Source organism: Streptomyces sp. NPDC054841 (assembly GCF_053611045.1).
In genome coordinates this window covers 1-18,427 of sequence record NZ_JBSGZO010000052.1, presented here as the reverse complement: position 1 = coordinate 18,427, position 18,427 = coordinate 1, and the positions used below count along the sequence as shown (strand labels likewise).

Below are 18,427 nucleotides of genomic sequence, written 5' to 3'. Positions count from 1 at the left end.
TAGTCAGGCCGACCCGTGCGGTTCAAGTTGTTGTCCACAGCCTGTGCACAGTCGGCGCGGCGGTGACCCTGGTTTGACCGGATGGCGTAGCCGCGCGTACCGTAACCAGGTCGAGTTGTCGATGGCTGCTGCCGCCTGCCTCCGATGGGCAAAGATCACGATCAGTGATTGTGAAGCGGTGCACTCGGGCGTATTGCGAGCTACTCGTGGGCGCACGGTGACAGCCAGGCGATGCCCCGCAACCACACAAATCATTTCTGGAGCCCCCGAGTGAGCAAGCGCACCTTCCAGCCGAACAACCGTCGTCGTGCGAAGACCCACGGTTTCCGCCTGCGCATGCGTACCCGTGCCGGCCGCGCCATCCTGGCGAACCGCCGCAGCAAGGGTCGCGCCAACCTGTCCGCCTGATCGCTAACAGGTCATGACGTGCTGCCTACCGAGAATCGGCTGAGGCGGCGCGAGGACTTCGCGATCGCGGTACGCCGAGGACGCCGGGCCGGACGCCCGCTTCTCGTCGTCCATCTACGCAGCGGTGCAACGGACCCGCACGCGCCTGGGGAGAGCGCTCCCCCGACGCGTGCGGGTTTCGTCGTGAGCAAGGCAGTAGGTGGCGCGGTCGTACGGAACCAGGTGAAGCGCAGACTGCGGCACCTGATACGCGACCGCCTGCCGAAGCTGCCCCCCGGTAGCCTGGTGGTCGTACGGGCGCTGCCCGGAGCGGGCGACGCCGACCATGCACAGCTGGCCCGAGACCTGGACGCCGCCTTTCAGCGGCTGCTGGGAGGGGGCGCGCGATGAAGTACCCGCTGCTGGCTCTGATCAAGCTGTACCAGTGGACGATCAGCCCGCTGCTGGGGCCCGTCTGCAGGTACTACCCGTCGTGTTCTCACTACGGATACACAGCCATCGACCGGCATGGCGCGGTGAAAGGCACGGCGCTGACCGCCTGGCGCATTCTGCGGTGCAATCCGTGGTCGCCCGGTGGCGTGGACCATGTCCCACCGCGTAAACGACCTCGTTGGCACGAGCTGCTGCGCGACTACCTGCGCAGCGGCAGGGGCGGGCAACAACCTGAGACCAGCCCGGCCGCAGAGACCTCGCCCAATGCTCAAGGAGCCTGATTAGTGGACACGATTGCCAGTCTCTTCAGCTTTATCACCACACCCGTCTCCTGGATCATCGTCCAGTTCCACTCTCTTTACGGGGCGGTCTTCGGCCCCGACACGGGCTGGGCCTGGGGACTGTCCATCGTGTCCCTGGTGGTGCTGATCCGTATCTGTCTGATCCCGCTCTTTGTGAAGCAGATCAAGTCGATGCGGAACATGCAGGCGCTCCAGCCGAAGATGAAGGCGATCCAGGAGCGCTACAAGAACGACCGACAGCGTCAGTCCGAAGAGATGATGAAGCTGTACAAGGACACGGGTACCAACCCGCTGTCCTCGTGCCTGCCCATCCTGGCGCAGTCGCCGTTCTTCTTCGCTCTGTACCACGTGCTCAGCAACATCGCCTCGGGTAAGACCATCGGCGTCCTCAACCAGAGTCTGGTGGACAGCGCGCGGCAGGCCGAGATCTTCGGCGCTCCGATCGCCGCGAAGTTCACGGACTCCGCGGAGAAGGTCGCGGCGCTCCACGCTTCGATCACTGATGTGCGCATCGTCACCGCGGTCATGATCGTCCTGATGTCGGCGTCACAGTTCTACACGCAGCGCCAGCTGATGCAGAAGAACGTCGACCTGACCGTCAAGACGCCGTACATGCAGCAGCAGAAGATGCTGATGTACATCTTCCCGATCATCTTCGCCGTGATGGGCATCAACTTCCCCGTCGGTGTCCTTGTCTACTGGCTGACCACCAACGTGTGGACCATGGGCCAGCAGATGTACGTGATCAACCAGAACCCCACCCCGGGGTCCAAGGCGCAGGACAACTACCTGCAGCGTCTGCTGAAGGGTGTCGCTGCTCACGGCGAGGTGCGTGGCCGCCGCAAGCGCAACGTGGTCCAGGCCATCGTCGCCAAGGGCTCCGACCGCAACGACAACGAGCGCAAGTTCATCGCAGGCCTGGCCAAGGCGGGCTTCGCCGCCCAGGCGGACGGCACCGTGACCAAGAGCGATGCCGTCGCTACGGATGCCGAGGCCGCCGCAGCCGCGAGGCGACAGCCCAAGCGTCAGAGCAAGGCCCAGCGCCAGTCCGGTGGTGTCCAGCCCCAGCAGGCCGGTTCGGTGAAGCCGTCGCTGGAGAAGCAGGACCAGCCGCAGGACTCGACGCCGAAGCCGGTCGGCAAGACCGGCCCCGGTACTGCCCGCCAAGCCAAGACCGGACAGCGCAAGGGCCAGCAGAGGCCCAAGCACCCGTCGTCCAAGAAGTAAGAAGGAGTCCATCCGTGACGGAAGGCACCACCTCCGCCGCCGCCGAGGGTGGCGACACCCTGACCCGCCTGGAGCAGGAGGGGGAGATCGCCGCTGACTACCTCGAGGGCCTGCTCGACATCGCCGATCTTGACGGCGACATCGACATGGACGTCGAGGCGGACCGGGCCGCGGTCTCGATCATCAGTGACGCGAGCAGCCGGGATCTGCAGAAGCTCGTGGGCCGCGACGGCGAGGTGCTGGAGGCGCTCCAGGAGCTGACGCGGCTTGCGGTGCACCGGGAGACCGGGGACCGCAGCCGGCTGATGCTGGACATCGCGGGCTTCCGCGCCAAGAAGCGTGCCGAGCTCGCCGAGCTCGGGGCCAAGGCCGCGGACGAGGTCAAGAACACGGGCGAGCCGGTGAAGCTGAATCCGATGACGCCGTTCGAGCGCAAGGTTGTGCACGACGCGGTCGCGGCCGCGGGTCTGCGCAGTGAGTCCGAGGGCGAGGAGCCGCAGCGCTTCGTCGTCGTGCTCCCGGCCTGACCCTCATCGTTCTGTCGGCCCCGTCTGTGTTCGCAGACGGGGCCGAATTTTGTCAGCCTGTTAGTCAGCCACCACAGCGCGGTAATGCGGTATGGAAGGACGGTTCCGGTGACGGAGGCAGCAGAGCTTCCCCAGGCGCCACAAGAGGCGCGGACGGTATTCGGTGAGTTCTTCCCTGAGGCCGTCAGGTACGCGGAGCTGCTCGCGGATGCGGGAGTCAAGCGCGGCCTGATCGGTCCGCGTGAGGTGCCGCGGCTGTGGGAGCGGCATCTGCTGAACTGTGCGGTGCTCTCCGAGGTCGTGCCGGAGGGCGTCACGGTCTGCGACGTAGGCTCCGGCGCCGGGCTTCCCGGTATTCCGCTGGCTCTCGTCCGCCCAGATCTCAAGATCACACTCCTTGAGCCGCTGCTGCGGCGCACGAACTTCCTCCAGGAGGTCGTCGAGCTGCTGGGGCTGGACCATGTCACGGTGGTACGCGGCCGGGCCGAAGAGATGCTCGGAAAGCTGCCGCCCGTGCATGTGGTGACGGCTCGCGCGGTGGCTCCACTGGACCGGCTGGCCGGCTGGGGCGTTCCGCTGCTCCGCCCGTACGGGGAGATGCTGGCTCTCAAGGGGGACACCGCCGAGGAAGAGCTCAACGGTGCCCGGGCGGCCCTCAGCAAGCTCGGGGTCGTGGAGACTTCTGTGCTGCATGTCGGGGAGGGCATCGTTGATCCGCTCTCCACGGTCGTACGGGTTGAGGTCGGAGAGAGCCCGGGCGGTGTGAGATTCGCGGCCAAGCGGGCCAAGGCTGCCCGAACCGAGCGCACCCGTCGCCGTCGATAAGTCCAGTCGGGCGAGCAAGGAGCGCTTCGTCGGCTGCTTACCGCCCCCGTCCCCGTACGTACGCATTTCGGAGTGTCGTAACGATGTGACCGTGCGGCGCGTGCATCGTGTTTCACGTGAAACGTCGCTCACTGCTGCAGGGAATCATCAGCCGCGGTCGCGCGGCTGCCACACCGCGTGACCGTAAGCCCCTCGCGAGGGCTACGGACTTGTCCACAGAGGTGGATTTCTCCACAGAACCACCGGCCTCGCTGGTTCACGACCCCGAAAGCATGGCAGGCTCTGTTCATCGCGAGCCTGAAGCCGAGGAGAGTGAATCCTTGCGGTCCAACGCCAACATCGCGGGACCGATGACCGATCCGGTCCCTGGTCCCCGTACCGAACCGGCGAGGGAGGATGTTTCACGTGAAACACCGCCCCCGATGGACGACACCCCCATTGGTCGTGCTGCCCAACTGGCGGTGGAGGCTCTGGGCCGTGCCGGCGAGGGTCTCCCACGGCCTGAGCAGACACGCGTCATGGTGGTCGCCAACCAGAAGGGTGGGGTAGGTAAGACGACCACAACGGTCAACCTTGCCGCTTCGCTTGCGCTGCACGGCGCCCGTGTTCTGGTGATCGACCTCGACCCCCAGGGCAATGCCTCCACGGCGCTGGGGATCGATCATCATGCTGAAGTCCCCTCGATTTATGACGTCCTCGTGGAGAGTAAGCCGCTCTCCGAGGTGGTCCAGCCGGTCCCGGACGTCGAAGGTCTCTTCTGTGCCCCGGCCACCATCGATCTCGCCGGTGCGGAGATCGAGCTGGTTTCCCTGGTGGCACGGGAGAGCCGGCTTCAGCGAGCGATCCAGGCCTATGAGCAGCCGTTGGACTACATCCTCATCGACTGCCCGCCGTCGCTCGGCCTGCTGACCGTCAACGCCCTCGTCGCGGGCGCTGAGGTGCTGATCCCCATCCAGTGCGAGTATTACGCCCTGGAGGGCCTGGGCCAGCTCCTGCGGAACGTCGACCTGGTGCGCGGGCACCTCAACCCCGCGCTGCATGTGTCGACGATCCTGCTCACCATGTACGACGGTCGGACCAGGCTCGCCTCGCAGGTGGCGGACGAGGTCCGCAGCCACTTCGGTGACGAGGTGCTGCGGACGAGCATTCCTCGATCCGTGCGGATCTCGGAGGCGCCCAGCTATGGGCAGACGGTGCTCACGTACGACCCGGGCTCCAGCGGCTCGCTGTCGTATCTTGAGGCCGCCCGTGAGATCGCACTGCGCGGGGTCGGGGTCCACTATGAGGCCCAGTCCGCGCATGTGGTCAGCCAGAACAACCAGCAGAGCATGTCGGAGGGGATCCAGTGAGCGAGCGACGTAGAGGTTTGGGGCGTGGGCTCGGTGCGCTGATCCCGGCCGCTCCGCAGGAGCAGCCAGTGCCCTCCGATGGGGCAGGCTCGACGTCTTCGGGTGCGCCCCCGGTACTGACAGCTGAGCGGGGTGTGGCCGCAGCCAAGTTGGCCACGCTTCCTCCGGGACCTGTGACGCCCGAGCAGCGTGGGCCTGAGCCTGAGCCGGAGCTTTCCTCCGATGCGGTGTCGACTGCCGGTGCGCACTTCGCCGAGGTGCCGCTGGACTCCATTACGCCGAACCCCCGCCAGCCGCGTGAGGTGTTCGACGAGGACGCGCTCGCCGAGCTGGTCACTTCCATCAAAGAGGTCGGGCTGCTCCAGCCCGTTGTTGTCCGGCAACTGGCCCCCGAGCGGTACGAGCTCATCATGGGCGAGCGTCGCTGGCGCGCCTGCCGCGAGGCGGGCCTGGAGCGCATCCCTGCGATCGTGCGGGCCACGGAGGATGAGAAGCTCCTGCTGGACGCCCTCCTGGAGAACCTCCACCGGGCCCAGCTGAACCCGCTGGAAGAGGCAGCCGCTTACGACCAGTTGCTCAAGGACTTCAACTGCACGCACGACCAGCTGGCCGACCGGATCGGGCGCTCGCGTCCGCAGGTCTCCAACACGCTGCGACTGCTCCGCCTTTCGCCCCCCGTCCAGCGCCGCGTAGCTGCCGGTGTGCTGTCCGCCGGTCATGCCCGGGCCCTGCTCTCGGTGGAGGACTCCGAGGAGCAGGACCGGCTGGCACACAGGATCGTGGCCGAAGGGCTGTCGGTGCGGGCTGTCGAGGAGATCGTCACCCTGATGGGCTCGCGGCCCACGAGTGCCTCTAAGTCGAAGGGTCCTCGAGCCGGGGCCCGGCTGTCGCCGGCGCTCACCGATCTCGCGTCTCGGCTTTCCGACCGCTTCGAGACCAGGGTGAAGGTCGATCTCGGCCAGAAGAAGGGAAAGATCGTCGTCGAGTTCGCCTCGATAGAGGACCTGGACCGCATCCTCGGCACCCTTGCCCCGGGAGAGGGGCGAGTCATGGACAAGGGACTCTCCGAGGAAGCCTCGGAGGACGACGAGGCCTGAGGCCTCCGCGCAGTGATCAAGGGCGGGTCGTGTCCGGCAGTCGGCGGAACACGGTCCGCCCTTTGCCGTCTCACGGTAGGCGTGTCCTCGCTGGGTGGATACGATGCGTTCTGGTATGGCGCATCCACCTTGACCCATCTCAGAGGAAGGCGAGCCATGCGATCGGTGAGCCGCAGCCAGCTAGTAACGGCCGGCCTGAGCCTTGGCGCAGTCGGCGGGTTCATCGGCAGCCTGCTCCGGGAACGGAGCGCGTTGTCCGCTGCTCTTGGCGCGGCAGTCGAAGGAAGTGAGGAGCAGCCTTCATGGGCCGTCGGCTCGTACCACTCACGCTGGACAACCTTCCAGACCTCCCGAAGCGCTGCCGAGCGTGTGTCTTCTGGGAGCTTGATCCAGTCAGTGGAGAAGCCGCAGTAAAAGCGGGCAGACCCGAACTGGAGAAGGAAGCCTGGATCTCCGCCGTGCTACTGGAGTGGGGATCCTGCGGCCGCGTCGTCTATGTCGACGAGGTCCCGGTCGGGTTCGTTCTCTATGCCCCGCCCGCATACGTGCCGCGCTCCACCGCCTTTCCGACAAGTCCTGTCTCGCCGGATGCTGTACAGCTGATGACTGCCTGGATCACGCCGGGCTACCAGGGCCAGGGGCTCGGTCGAGTGATGGTGCAGACCGTCGCCAAGGACTTGCTGCGGCGTGGCTTCAAGGCGATCGAGGCCTTCGGAGACGCGCGCTGGAAAGAGCCGGCATGTGTCCTGCCTGCCGACCATCTCCTGGCCGTCGGCTTCAAGACCGTCCGCCCGCATCCCACCTACCCCAGGTTGAGGCTGGAGCTGCGCACCACGCTCTCCTGGAAGGAAGACGTGGAGCTGGCACTGGACCGGCTTTTGGGAGCGGTACAGAAGGAACCAGCACTGCGGCCGTTGTGACGGGTGTCCGCAGACGCCGGATGGGCCAACCCCCAGGGGGTTGGCCCATCCGTGTTTCACGTGAAACGAAGTGCGTCAGACCTTGGTGGCCTCATCGCCGATGAAGGCGTCGAGCTCGCGGACGAGCATGGCCTTCGGCTTGGCGCCCACGATGGTCTGGGCGACCTCGCCGTGCTGGTAGACGTTCAGCGTCGGGATGGACATGACGCCGTACTTGGCAGCCGTGGCCGGGTTCTCGTCGATGTTGAGCTTGACGATCTGGAGCTTGTCGCCGTGCTCCGCAGCGATGGCCTCCAGCGACGGGGCGATCTGGCGGCACGGACCGCACCACTCGGCCCAGAAGTCCACAAGCACAGGCTTGTCGCTCTTGAGGACTACCTCTTCGAAGGTGTCGTCGGTCACTGTCTTGAGGGCCACGGGGGTCTCCTTAACTTGCTGGTGTGGGGTGTGGGGCTTTACAGAGTCAGACGGCGGTCGCGGCGGCGGCCTTCTCCTCGTCCGCGAGGGCGGCGAGGAAGCGCTCGGCGTCCAGGGCGGCGGAGCAGCCCGTGCCTGCGGCGGTGATGGCCTGTCGGTAGGTGTGGTCGACCACGTCACCGGCGCCGAAGACACCGGTGAGGTTCGTCCGGGTGGACGGTGCCTCGACCTTCAGGTAGCCCTCGTCGTCCAGCTCCAGCTGGCCCTTGAAGAGCTCGGTGCGAGGGTCGTGGCCGACGGCGATGAACAGGCCGGTCACAGGCAGGTGGGAGGTTTCACCAGTCTTGGTGTTGCGCAGCGTCAGACCGGAGAGCTTCTGGTCACCGTGAATCTCGGCCACCTCGCTGTCCCAGGCGAACTTGATCTTCGGGTCGGCGAAGGCGCGCTCCTGCATGGCCTTGGAGGCGCGGAGGCTGTCGCGGCGGTGGACGATGGTGACCGACTTGGCGAAGCGCGAGAGGAACGTGGCCTCCTCCATGGCAGTGTCACCGCCGCCGACGACGGCGATGTCCTGCTCCTTGAAGAAGAAGCCGTCACAGGTGGCGCACCAGGAGACACCGCGTCCGGAGAGGGTGTCCTCGTTCGGCAGGCCGAGCTTGCGGTGCTGGGAGCCCGTCGTGACGATGACGGCCTTGGCGCGGTGCACCGTGCCCGCGGTGTCCGTCACGGTCTTGATCTCACCGGAGAGATCCACGGCGATGACATCGTCCGGAACGAGCTCGGCGCCGAAGCGCTCGGCCTGCGCCCGCATGTTGTCCATCAGGTCCGGCCCCATGATGCCGTCACGGAAGCCGGGGAAGTTCTCCACCTCAGTGGTGTTCATCAGCGCACCACCGGCGGTGACGGCGCCTTCGAACACCAGCGGCTTCAGCGACGCGCGCGCGGTGTACAGCGCAGCGGTGTAGCCGGCCGGCCCGGAGCCGATGATGATCACGTTACGGACGTCGCTCACGGGTTTCTTCCTCGTCTCTGCAGACTGCCTGCTGCCTACTGGGGCCGGGTCAACGACTCTCACCCCACCCAACGGATCCTACGGGGCGCGCATTCCCGCGGTGTCCGAGCGGCGCGGCGGCAGTCTCAGGGGCGAGGGTAGGCGTGGCTCAGCAGGAGCTCCGCCTTACCTGTCGGCGCGGTGTCGACGCACGCCGCATCGACCACATACGCCTCGACCTGAGAGCTGTCGCTGGAGTGCGGCAGCACTACGAGGTACGCCTTGGTGCCCTGGTAGGTGCCCTGCTCGACGGCAAGGGCGGGATCGGTACGGCCGGTGCCCCGCTGGATACAGGGAGGCACAGGTACGCCGGATCGCAGCGCGGAGTTCGGGCTGGACTCGATGCTGAGGGAGGGTTCCTGCCCCGTGCGAGGCCCCTGCTTCGAGGCATCGTCCGGGACCTCCTTCACGGTCTCGGCGGCCAGCAGCGTATGAACGCGACCTTGGAGGGAGTCGTCCGAGAAGACCGGACCGACCTGTGTGGCGTTGATTCCCTGGTCCGCCTTCATGCCGTCGGCATCGTCGCCCGTGCGGACCGCTTGGAAGAGCAGAACGCTGAGCCCCACGGCAGCCATGCTGAAAGCGGTCCCGAGAACGGCGGTACGTCGGCGCCGTCGGGCCTGTGCCGTGCGGCCGGGGCCGACGGAAGCGCGCGGGCGTCCTGCGGGACGGTCGGCGGGACGGTCGGCGGGTGCTCGGTCGGGCTGCTGCAGCGCGGGCTCTGTTTCACGTGAAACATGCGACGGCTCATCGTCGTGGGCGGTGGCGTTGAGCAGCGCCTCGGCGGCCAGGGCGGCGTCGATACGGCCTGCGATGTCGGCAGGCATGCGCTGCGGCCCGGGCAGCGTGCCGAGCAGGCCGCGGATCTCTTCCAGCGATGCTCGTACATCGGCACACAGATCACAGCCGTCGAGATGCTGCCTGACCGCGGCCTGGCGGGACGGCGAGAGGAGGCCCTCGGTGAGATCGGAGATCTCGGAGACATCCGGGTGCTGGGCCGTGCCGGTCGTGGAGGTCACGCGCGCCCACCTCCGCCCTTCACAGCAGCAGGATCACTCGGTCCTGCATCCTTTGGTCCCGACGCCGGTGGGACGGATGTCCCTGGCGTCCGGTTCCTTCCCCCGTCAAGACCACGGCTATCCCCGGTGTCACTGCGCAGATGAGTGAGCATCGGGAGCAATCGTGCCCGGCCGCGCGCACAACGGCTCTTCACGGTCCCCGTGGGTACATCCAGCACCCGTGCCGCCTCTGCCACGGGGTATCCCTGCATGTCGACCAGGACCAGCGCCGCTCGCTGGTCAGCGGGAAGTGTGGCCAGCGCGGCCAGCAGCTCCCGGTGAAGGTCCTGGCGCTCTGCGGGCGCCTCGGCGGACTCATGAGGCTCAAGGAGCTGCTCAAGCCGCTCGGTGTCGTCGACGGGTGAGGTCTTGCGGGAGGCAGCCTTGCGGGCCCGGTCGAGACAGGCATTGACCGTGATGCGGTGGAGCCAGGTCGTCACGGCGGACTGGCCACGGAAAGTGTGGGCGGCCCGGAAGGCCGAAACGAGCGCATCCTGCACGGCGTCCGCGGCCTCCTCGCGGTCGCCCAGTGTGCGCATAGCGACGGCCCAGAGGCGATCGCGGTGGCGCCGTACGAGCTCACCGAAGGCGTCCGGATCTCCGGCGACATGACGAGCCAGCAGTTCCTGGTCGCTTGTGTCGCCAAGCGTCGCGTCGTTCAACGGTGAGCCCCCTCCCCACGTCTCGCTCTGATGTCAGCTGGAGAACTTTATGTCCGTGATGCCTTGCTTGTGGCCCGGGTTGCTGAACTCGTCCTGCGGCGAGAACGGCATGGCAGTCATCCACATCACCACGTAGCGGCTCTTCACCGGCTTCTCAGCCGTGAGCTTCAGCGAATTGCCCTCGGTCTGTCCGGTTGCGATCTTCTTCATGGAGTCGACCGAGCCGGCCGGCGTCGGCGAATCCGTCGCATAGAGCGTGATGGCGGTGTGTTTGCCTTTGTAGTGGAGAGCTATCGAGGCAGTCGCGATGTCCCTCTCGGCGCCAAGGTCGTAGACGATGCCCACGCCTTGCTTGAACGGCGCCAGAACGGGACCGCCGACGTAGCTCTTGCTGCGCCAGTACGAGGAGCTGTCGTCGTCGTAGGTCTTGCTGACGTCCTCCGCATTCTGCGGATTGCCGTCCGGGGCGTACTCCTTGGCGTCCTGGACGGTCAGTGGTACCGGCTGCCTCGGCTTGTCGTCCCCGTCGTTGTCCGTCGTCTGGGAGGTTCCGGGGTCTTTGGAGGCCTTGTCGTCGTCCAGGAGCTTGTCGGCGACCTGCCAGCTGCCCAGTCCCAGCGCGGCGATGAGCAGCGCGGACACGGCCCACTTGAGGGCCTTGCCGGTGCGGCTCTCCAGCGGCGCGGGCGGCGCCGCCACAGGCTGAGTGGCGGCGGTCCCGGCGTGTGCCGAGGGCCGTCCGTAGGTGCCTTGCTGGTACGTGGTGCGCTGATACTCGGGCGGGGCCGTGAACGAGGGCTCCGGCGGCCGGATACGGGGCATCGCCGCGACTGCCTTGGCGAGCTCGTCCGGGGTGGTGCAGGGCGGCTCCTGGCGGGACGCGGTGGCGCCGTCGTTGACCAGGGCGCGCATGGCGAGCTCGGACAGCCCGCGGTGAACGCCTGCCCGCACCTGGTCGGGGGCGATGAGCCCAACGCCCTTGGGGAGCCCGGAGAGGCCGTAGGCATCGTTCTCGTACGGCCAGCGCTGGGTCAGCGCGGCGTAGAGCAGCGCCCCGATGGCCTCGGTGTCCGTGCGCTGCGGACGCTCGGCACTGATGCCACGCAGGGCGGCGTTCACGGCGAGCCCGCGGATCCGGTACTGCCCGGTCGAACTGCGGAGCACGGCGCCCGGCGTGAGCCGGAGGTGGGCGAGGCCCTCCCGGTGCGCCGCGGCCATTGCCTGAGAGACCTGGCTCACGAGCTGGAACGCGTCATGGGCCTCCATCGGCCCTGAGGCGAGGAGCGCGGTGAGCTCTACGGCGTCCGGCAGCCACTCATGCACGACATAGACGAGGTCGTTCTCCTCGACGGCGTCCAGCACCTGTACGAACCGGGGGTCGCCCAGGAGAGCTGAGGAGCGGGCCGCCGCGAGCACGGACCGGGCCCGCGGATGATCGGCGGGAAGGATATGGACGCCGACAGCGCGGCGCAGTTTTTCGTCGACTGCACGCCAGCTGCTGAAACCGTCCAGACGGGTGACGCACTCCTCGAGTCGGTAGCGTCTGGCGAGTTTGTGACCGCTGTGCAGTTCGGGCGCCGCCATAGGAGGCTGCTCGCCGCTCTTTTGCTCAGTGCTTGTGTCCTGAGCGTTCTTCTCTGCCGTGTCGTCGGCTTCCGCCACCCCGTCGGCCGCGGCCTTCTCCGCCTGGGCGGTCAGCGGGTCATCACCGCTGTTGTCGGCCACGTCGACGGCAGCCGTGCTACGTTCCGCCACCGTCGTTCCCTGCCTCCCCATCCGTTGCGCCATATCCAACAGCCATGCCAATTGTGCCCACAGTCCGCCGCTATGCACGACACACGGCGGCGGACGATGGTTGTGCGCGAACGAGCGCTGCTAGCGCCCGAGTCGCCCGCGGACCATGCCGACCAGGGCGTTGAGCTCCTCGATCCTCATCTTCTTCGCCGCGACGAAGAAGATGACAAGCAGGACCACTCCGCCGGCGGCGAGTGCGACGAGCGAGCCGAGCGCGCCCTCGCCGAGGGCCTTGAGTACGAAGAAGCCCACCGCTCCGCCGGCTACCGCAGCGGGGACGGAGGCCAGGCACAACCGTGCGTAGGTCCGCACCACATGGGAGCCGTCGAGGTCACCGCCCAGCCGGTTGCGCAGCCGGCGCCAGGCGATCCCGACGCCGACGGCGTAGGCGAGACCGTACGAGGCGGCCATACCCACCACGGCCCACTGCGCCGGGAGGACGAAGTAGCAGGCGGCCGACGCTGCCGCGTTCACGGCGGCCACGATGACCGTGTTGTAGAAGGGCGTGCGGGTGTCCTCGTAGGCGTAGAAGCCACGGAGAACGACGTACTGCACCGAGTACGGAATAAGACCGAGACCGAAGGCCATCAGGATGAAGCCCATGGACCTGGCAGCTTCCGTACCGGCGGACGCGTAGAGCAGGGTGCACATCGGCACGCCCAGCGCCAGGAACGAGAAGGCGACCGGGACAATCGCGACGGCCGAGTTCCGCAGTCCCTGCGAGATGTCGTCACGGACGGCGCCCGGGTCCCCGTCATGTGCGGCCCGGGAGAGTCGTGGCAACAGAGCCGCCATGACCGACACCGTGATGATCGCCTGCGGCATGCCCCAGATGAGCTGGGCATTGGAGTAGGCGAGGAAGCCCGCCCCGTCCTTGCCCGACGCATCACCGGCGGCGGTGGAGAGCTGGGTGACCACGACCACGCCTGCCTGGTTGGCGAGGACGAACAGAACGGTCCATTTGGCGAGCTTGACGGTCTTCCCCAGCCCGTGGCCCTTCCAGTCGAAGCGGGGACGGAAGCGGAAGCCGGTCTCGCGGAGATAGGGGATCATCGCGAGGGCTTGGACGGTCAGGCCCAGCAGGGTGCCGATGCCCAGCAGGCGCACGCCCTCGGGCGGAATCGTCTGCACGCTCATCTGGGACTCGGCGGACGTGCCGTAGACCCAGATGAACATCCCGAAGGTGAAGATCATGACGATGTTGTTGAGGACCGGGGTCCACATCATCGCGCCGAACTTTCCGCGGGCATTGAGGATCTGGCCCATGACCACATGCACACCCATGAAGAAGATCGTGGGAAGGCAGTAGCGGGCGAAGGTGACGGCGACGCTGTTCGCTGGGGGGTTGCCGGCGATCGTGGGTGACAGGGCTGCGATCAGCAGCGGCGCTGCGAACACGGCGATGGCAACGATCGCGCCGAGCGCGACCATGACGAGGGTCAGCAGCCGGTTGGCGTAGGCCTCGCCGCCGTCCTCGTCGTTCTTCATGGCCCGCACGAGCTGTGGAACGAAGACGGAGTTGAGGCCGCCGCCCACCGTGAGGATGTAGATCATTGTCGGGAGGGTGTAGGCGACGGTGAAAGCGTCACCGAGCAGCGCGGCCCCCAGGGCGCCGGTGATCACCAGGCTGCGAACGAAGCCTGTGAGCCGCGACACCAGGGTGCCCGCAGCCATCACGGCGCTGGACTTGAGCAGCCCTGACGCCCTGCCGCCCGACTTCTTGGGTGTGGGCGCAGGTGACGGCGCTGGGGCGGGTGCGGGGGCGGGGTCCGCTTCCGCACTGGGAGTGGCCGCCGACTGGCCCGCGACCTGCTGGTCCCGGTAGAGGTGCGCGAACGCGTCCGGCTCGGGCTTCTCCTCGCCGGCCCGTGTCACGAGATCGTCGACGCCGGTGAACTGGACAGTCCCGGCGTCGTCCCCGTACGGCAGACGACGCGACGGACCGTCCGGCTCGGGTGGCGGTGTCTGGGCCCAGATCCGGGGGTCCGGCGCATGCTGCTGAGCCGGCGGCTGCTGGTACATCGGCTGTGGCCGCTGGAAGCCGGCGGACGGCGGCGGAGGATGGGCGGCGCGGTCATAGAGCGCCTCCGACACCGGGTCCTGGGCGGAGAGGTCCTGTGCCCGATAGGGATCGTGCGCGTACGCATCCTGCACATACGGGTCCGGCGTGGGCTCGGGCGACGGCGGTGGCACCTGGCCCGCCGCAGGCTCCGCCGGCTGGGGACCGGGTGGGGGGTACTGAGCGCCCGGGGAGGGCGCAGTGCTCCCTGCGCCCTGCCCGCGGTCACCGTCGTACGGCGCGTTCATGGTTACCCCACCTCATCGTCCCCGGCCGGCCGGCCACGACATCGCTCAACGGTCCACTTTCTCACCCGTGCTCGACGGGTCGGCGCTTTCCGGTCCGGTGTCCGGTGTCAGGTCACTCGGCTGCTCCGGGTCGTCGCCCTCTCCACCCGCTGGGCCCTCTTCGGCCGGTTGGGCGTCCGCGGCGGCATCGCGCGCCGCGCGCTTGCGCTGGGTGTACATCCTTACGCCTGCGAGGACGAGGAGCAGCACGCCGCCGGCGATGACGAGCATCACAGTCGGGGTGATCTCGGAGACCTTGACGGTGAAGGTCATGGGGCCGCCGTACAGCTTGCCGTCCCCGGTGTAGAGCTGCGCCGTCACCTGCACCGGTCCGTTGGCGTTGGCCGCGGCGGCGAACTTCACCGACTGGCTGTGCCCGCCGTCGATCTTGACCGGCTGCTCGGCGATCACGGTGCTGTCGTCCAGCTTGAGGCGTGTGGGGTTCGAGGACTTGATCCTGAGGACGAGGTTGTCGACCCCCTGGACCAGCTTGTTCTGCACGGTCACGGGGATCGTGGCGCTGCGGCCCGACAGCGTCAGCGCCGACTTCTGGATCAGCCGCACCTCAGTGGTGAGGTTCTTGAGATACCTCTGCACCCCGCTGCGGTACTGGGCGGCCGGTGCAGCCTTGCCGCGCCAGGACGTGGACATCTCCCGGTTGATCGCATTGCCGAACGGGGTCACCACCCGGTCCGGGGACGTGAGGATGACCTTGAAGTTGTCGAGGGTCTCCTGGGTGGACTTGATGTCCTGGAAGGTCCGCACCGGCAGCTCCCGCGTACGGAGCTTCTTCGGATACTGCGAGGAGGCCGGAACCTGGGTGGTGGCGTCGGGGTCGGGCTTGGCCGACGCAGCCGCGATCAGGTCCAGTGGCTGGGTCCAGCGCTCGCCGGCGAGGCCTTGCAGCGCCTTCGCCATCGTCTGTGCCTGGGCGGACGTCGGCGTTCGCTGCGGGGCGACCACGATGCTGCGCTGCGCCTCTGGCGCCTGAAGGGTCAGAGCCTGCGTTTGGGCCAGGAACTCCTGGACCGCCTGGGTCGAGGTCCCCGCCTTGCTCATGTCCCCGTAGAACGCGGTGGAGAGCCGTCCGTCCGCCACGACCGCCGTCGTGCCGCCGCCGATGGGCCGCGCCGCGGAGGGCGTGTAGGACACCGAGCCGGTCTCGCGGAGACTGTCGCTTCGGGCGATGATCTTGTGTGCTCCGGCCGAGGTCGCGACATCGACGATCGACGGGTCGATCGCGCCCTCCACCGGCCAGGCAAAGTCGATGGACGGCTTCACATGGAGGATCGTCTCAACGGTCGACTCGGCCACCGCTGTGGCGGGCTGCAGATGGCTGAGGGACCCGGAAACGTCCTTTCCACGGTGTGCGAGGGAGGCCAGGTCGGGGTCGCCGAACGGCAGGGCGACGACCTTGCGGCCCTGGACCGCCTCTTCGAGAGTGCTCAGCCACTTCTTGGCCACGGCCTGGTTCCGGCCGGGGGTCGTGGCGCCCTGACCGTTCTTGATCTGGTAGTTCCGGGTCATCGCGTCGACCGTGGCCAGCAGGTCCGGGTCGATGACCCATGTCACGGGCAGCTGACTGCCGAGGGAGACGAGCTGCTCGAGCCGGCCTCCCGGGGCGAGCTCAGTGGCCAGGGTGTCGTTCTCGAAGACCGGGGTCTGCTGCTCGTCCGAGCCGGTCTCCGCCGACAGATGTGTCGTCGAGATGAGCGGCCAGAGGAAGGTGAGCTGGGTCCTCTTGCCGGTGGCCTCCGGCTGCCACGGGAGGAACGTCCGCTCGATGCCCAGCACCCGCTCGCGCGGCTGGCTCCGGGTCTGTCCGGAGAGGGAGACACCGAGCTGGTACACGCCCGCCTCATCGAGCTCGAGCTTGCTGACCGGGACGGTCAGCTTGAATTCCTGGCTGATGCCCGAAGCCAGCCGGGCGAACCTGACGGTGTACGGGCCGCCGAGCTCCTCGGCGTCGCTTTCCGGCGAGTAGCTGGTACGCGCGGACGCCTCGTCGATCTCCGGCCGGTCCGCCATGCGCGGTCCGACGCGCAGATCGACCTCCGCGTCCGTGACCGGTTCCTTGCCCTTGTTCGTCACGGTGCCCGTGATGGTGAGCGTGTCGTCTTTCACAGGGGCGCTGGGTGACAGGTCGTTCAATGCCACATCGACGGTGTGGGTTTCGCTACCGTCCGTTGCCGCGTACGCGGCCGGCGCCGCCGGTACGTACAGCAGACCGGCGAGCAGTGGAGTTCCCGCGAGGAGGGCGGCTGTGCGCCGCAGCCACCGGCGGGCAGGAGAAAGACCCATCCCCTGGAATTCTGCCGCCTCGGCCACGCGCTCGTCCGTCCCTCGTCGTCTGTTGCCGTTGGTGGGTGTCGCTAGGTGCGTCCACGAATGGTAACGAGGTGCGCTGTGACGAAGTGCTGGGGACTGCTCCACATGATCGGAAGAGTGGCCGGAGTACGAGGGAAACAGGGAAGCTCGCGTGCGCGCGGGCACGTACTCTTTTCTGTTGTGCCGAACGCCAACGAAGACAACCTCACCGAACTGAGCCAGGTGCAGCGCCGCGCTGTGAGCGAGCTGCTGCGTGTGTCCCCTGTCGCCGATGACCTCGCCCGCCGATTCCAGCAGGCCGGGTTCAGCCTCGCGCTGGTCGGCGGCTCGGTGCGGGACGCGCTGCTCGGCCGGCTCGGCAACGATCTCGACTTCACCACTGATGCCCGCCCCGAGGACGTTCTGAAGATCGTCCGGCCGTGGGCTGACTCTGTGTGGGAGGTCGGGATCGCGTTCGGCACGGTTGGGTGTCAGAAGGACGCCCGCGTCGGAGACTCCCTGCAGCGCTTTCAGATCGAGGTCACGACCTATCGCTCCGAGGCGTACGACCGGACCTCCCGCAAGCCTGAGGTGTCCTACGGCGACTCCATCGAGGAAGATCTCGTCCGTCGCGACTTCACCGTGAACGCGATGGCCGTAGCGCTGCCGGAGAAGGAGTTCATCGACCCGCACGGCGGTCTGGAGGATCTCGCGACGAGCGTTCTGCGTACCCCTGGCACCCCCGAGGACTCGTTCTCCGACGACCCGCTGCGCATGCTCCGGGCCGCGCGCTTCGCCGCTCAGCTGGACTTCGAGGTGGCCCCCGAGGTCATCACTGCCATGAAGGAGATGGCCGAGCGGATCGAGATCGTCTCCACGGAGCGGATCCGTGATGAGTTCAACAAGCTCATCCTCTCCCCGCACCCCCGGAAGGGGCTGGCGCTGCTGGTCGACACCGGTCTCGCTGGACACTTCATCCCCGAACTGCCGGCTCTCCGACTGGAGAGTGATGAACACCACCGGCACAAGGACGTGTACGAGCACTCACTGACCGTGTTGGAACAGGCCATCGACCTGGAGGAGAACGGACCGGATCTCGTGCTCCGCCTCTCTGCGCTCCTTCACGACATCGGTAAGCCGAGGACGCGGCGGTTCGAGACGGACGGCCGGGTCTCGTTCCATCATCACGAGGTGGTGGGCGCCAAGATGACCAAGAAGCGGCTGACGGCGCTCAAGTACTCCAACGACTTGGTCAAGGACATCGCCCGCCTGGTGGAGCTGCATCTGCGTTTCCACGGATACGGCACCGGCGAGTGGACCGACTCGGCGGTGCGTCGGTACGTGCGGGACGCCGGCCCTCAGCTGGAGCGACTGCACAAGCTGACCCGCTCGGACTGCACCACGCGGAACAAGCGGAAGGCGAGCGCGCTGTCGCGTGCCTATGACGGGCTCGAGGAGCGCATCGCCCAGCTCAAGGAGCAGGAGGAGCTGGATTCGATCCGGCCGGACCTGGACGGGAACCAGATTATGGAGATCCTGGGTATCGGCCCCGGCCCGGTGATCGGCAAGGCATACGCATTCCTACTGGAGCTGCGACTGGAGAACGGGCCGATGGGGCACGACGATGCCGTCGCGGCCCTCAAGGACTGGTGGGCGACTCAGCGCTGACCCTGAAACGGGCGCCATGTTTCACGTGAAACATGGC

General features: G+C 67.4%; 17 protein-coding genes. 10 read left to right on the top strand and 7 right to left on the bottom strand.

Annotation, left to right across the window (positions count from 1 at the left end; translation table 11 throughout):
- Nucleotides 1–270 precede the first annotated feature (270 nt).
- The 9 genes from rpmH to ACWGI8_RS10595 all read left to right on the top strand — a co-directional run bounded on the left by rpmH (nt 271) and on the right by ACWGI8_RS10595 (nt 7,087).
- A complete protein-coding gene (gene rpmH / locus ACWGI8_RS10635; RefSeq protein WP_018846094.1) occupies nt 271–408 on the top strand; it encodes a 50S ribosomal protein L34 in 138 nt (45 codons plus the stop codon).
- 18 nt (nt 409–426) lie between these two features.
- A complete protein-coding gene (gene rnpA / locus ACWGI8_RS10630; protein WP_453659766.1) occupies nt 427–798 on the top strand; it encodes a ribonuclease P protein component in 372 nt (123 codons plus the stop codon).
- Nucleotides 795–1,121 carry a membrane protein insertion efficiency factor YidD gene (gene yidD / locus ACWGI8_RS10625; protein ID WP_453659765.1) on the top strand — a complete coding sequence of 109 codons (327 nt, stop codon included), beginning with the start codon at nt 795–797 and terminating at the stop codon, nt 1,119–1,121. The genes rnpA and yidD overlap by 4 nt, the downstream gene beginning before the upstream one ends.
- A gap of 3 nt (nt 1,122–1,124) precedes the next feature.
- Nucleotides 1,125–2,369, top strand: coding sequence for a membrane protein insertase YidC (gene yidC, locus ACWGI8_RS10620; protein ID WP_453659764.1), 1,245 nt, complete (start codon nt 1,125–1,127; stop codon nt 2,367–2,369).
- Between the two features lie 14 nt (nt 2,370–2,383).
- Nucleotides 2,384–2,896 carry a Jag family protein gene (locus ACWGI8_RS10615; protein ID WP_453659763.1) on the top strand — a complete coding sequence of 171 codons (513 nt, stop codon included), beginning with the start codon at nt 2,384–2,386 and terminating at the stop codon, nt 2,894–2,896.
- A 108-nt stretch (nt 2,897–3,004) separates the two neighbouring features.
- Nucleotides 3,005–3,721: a 16S rRNA (guanine(527)-N(7))-methyltransferase RsmG gene (gene rsmG / locus ACWGI8_RS10610; protein ID WP_453659762.1), complete on the top strand. Its 717-nt coding sequence runs from the start codon at nt 3,005–3,007 to the stop codon at nt 3,719–3,721.
- A 272-nt stretch (nt 3,722–3,993) separates the two neighbouring features.
- Nucleotides 3,994–5,070: a ParA family protein gene (locus ACWGI8_RS10605; protein WP_453659761.1), complete on the top strand. Its 1,077-nt coding sequence runs from the start codon at nt 3,994–3,996 to the stop codon at nt 5,068–5,070.
- Nucleotides 5,067–6,167, top strand: coding sequence for a ParB/RepB/Spo0J family partition protein (locus ACWGI8_RS10600; RefSeq protein ID WP_453659760.1), 1,101 nt, complete (start codon nt 5,067–5,069; stop codon nt 6,165–6,167). The genes ACWGI8_RS10605 and ACWGI8_RS10600 overlap by 4 nt, the downstream gene beginning before the upstream one ends.
- 302 nt (nt 6,168–6,469) lie before the next feature.
- Complete coding sequence (locus ACWGI8_RS10595) at nt 6,470–7,087, top strand: GNAT family N-acetyltransferase (RefSeq protein ID WP_453659759.1); 618 nt, start codon at nt 6,470–6,472, stop codon at nt 7,085–7,087.
- Between the two features lie 75 nt (nt 7,088–7,162).
- Here the strand turns inward: ACWGI8_RS10595 and trxA are convergent, their stop codons facing one another.
- The 7 genes from trxA to ACWGI8_RS10560 form a co-directional block, all read right to left on the bottom strand.
- Entirely contained in the window at nt 7,163–7,504 is a 342-nt protein-coding gene (trxA, locus tag ACWGI8_RS10590) for a thioredoxin (RefSeq protein WP_453659758.1), read from the bottom strand.
- Nucleotides 7,505–7,550: 46 nt separating this feature from the next.
- Nucleotides 7,551–8,516, bottom strand: a complete 966-nt coding sequence (gene trxB, locus ACWGI8_RS10585) for a thioredoxin-disulfide reductase (RefSeq protein WP_453659757.1) — start codon at nt 8,514–8,516, stop codon at nt 7,551–7,553.
- Between the two features lie 125 nt (nt 8,517–8,641).
- Entirely contained in the window at nt 8,642–9,574 is a 933-nt protein-coding gene (locus tag ACWGI8_RS10580) for an anti-sigma factor family protein (protein ID WP_453659756.1), read from the bottom strand.
- Entirely contained in the window at nt 9,571–10,275 is a 705-nt protein-coding gene (gene sigM / locus ACWGI8_RS10575) for an RNA polymerase sigma factor SigM (RefSeq protein WP_453659755.1), read from the bottom strand. Before sigM ends, ACWGI8_RS10580 begins: the two co-directional genes overlap by 4 nt.
- Before the next feature lie 33 nt (nt 10,276–10,308).
- The gene (locus ACWGI8_RS10570; RefSeq protein ID WP_453659754.1) at nt 10,309–12,030 is read right to left on the bottom strand and encodes a protein kinase family protein; all 1,722 of its coding nucleotides are present in this window, start codon (nt 12,028–12,030) and stop codon (nt 10,309–10,311) included.
- Between the two features lie 120 nt (nt 12,031–12,150).
- Nucleotides 12,151–14,376 carry a murein biosynthesis integral membrane protein MurJ gene (gene murJ, locus ACWGI8_RS10565; RefSeq protein WP_453659753.1) on the bottom strand — a complete coding sequence of 742 codons (2,226 nt, stop codon included), beginning with the start codon at nt 14,374–14,376 and terminating at the stop codon, nt 12,151–12,153.
- Nucleotides 14,377–14,421: 45 nt separating this feature from the next.
- Complete coding sequence (locus ACWGI8_RS10560) at nt 14,422–16,743, bottom strand: DUF6049 family protein (RefSeq protein WP_453659752.1); 2,322 nt, start codon at nt 16,741–16,743, stop codon at nt 14,422–14,424.
- A 180-nt stretch (nt 16,744–16,923) separates the two neighbouring features.
- Between ACWGI8_RS10560 and ACWGI8_RS10555 the strand changes: the two genes are divergently transcribed.
- A complete protein-coding gene (locus tag ACWGI8_RS10555; RefSeq protein WP_453659751.1) occupies nt 16,924–18,390 on the top strand; it encodes a CCA tRNA nucleotidyltransferase in 1,467 nt (488 codons plus the stop codon).
- The last annotated feature ends 37 nt before the right edge of the window (nt 18,391–18,427 follow it).

What these genes read in the sequence shown, in the direction of transcription:
- yidD (WP_453659765.1), top strand. Translation starts at nt 795, where the DNA reads ATGAAGTACCCGCTGCTGGCTCTGATCAAGCTGTACCAGTGGACGATC.
- ACWGI8_RS10605 (WP_453659761.1), top strand. Translation starts at nt 3,994, where the DNA reads ATGGCAGGCTCTGTTCATCGCGAGCCTGAAGCCGAGGAGAGTGAATCC.
- ACWGI8_RS10595 (WP_453659759.1), top strand. Translation starts at nt 6,470, where the DNA reads ATGGGCCGTCGGCTCGTACCACTCACGCTGGACAACCTTCCAGACCTC.
- murJ (WP_453659753.1), bottom strand. Translation starts at nt 14,376, where the DNA reads ATGAACGCGCCGTACGACGGTGACCGCGGGCAGGGCGCAGGGAGCACT.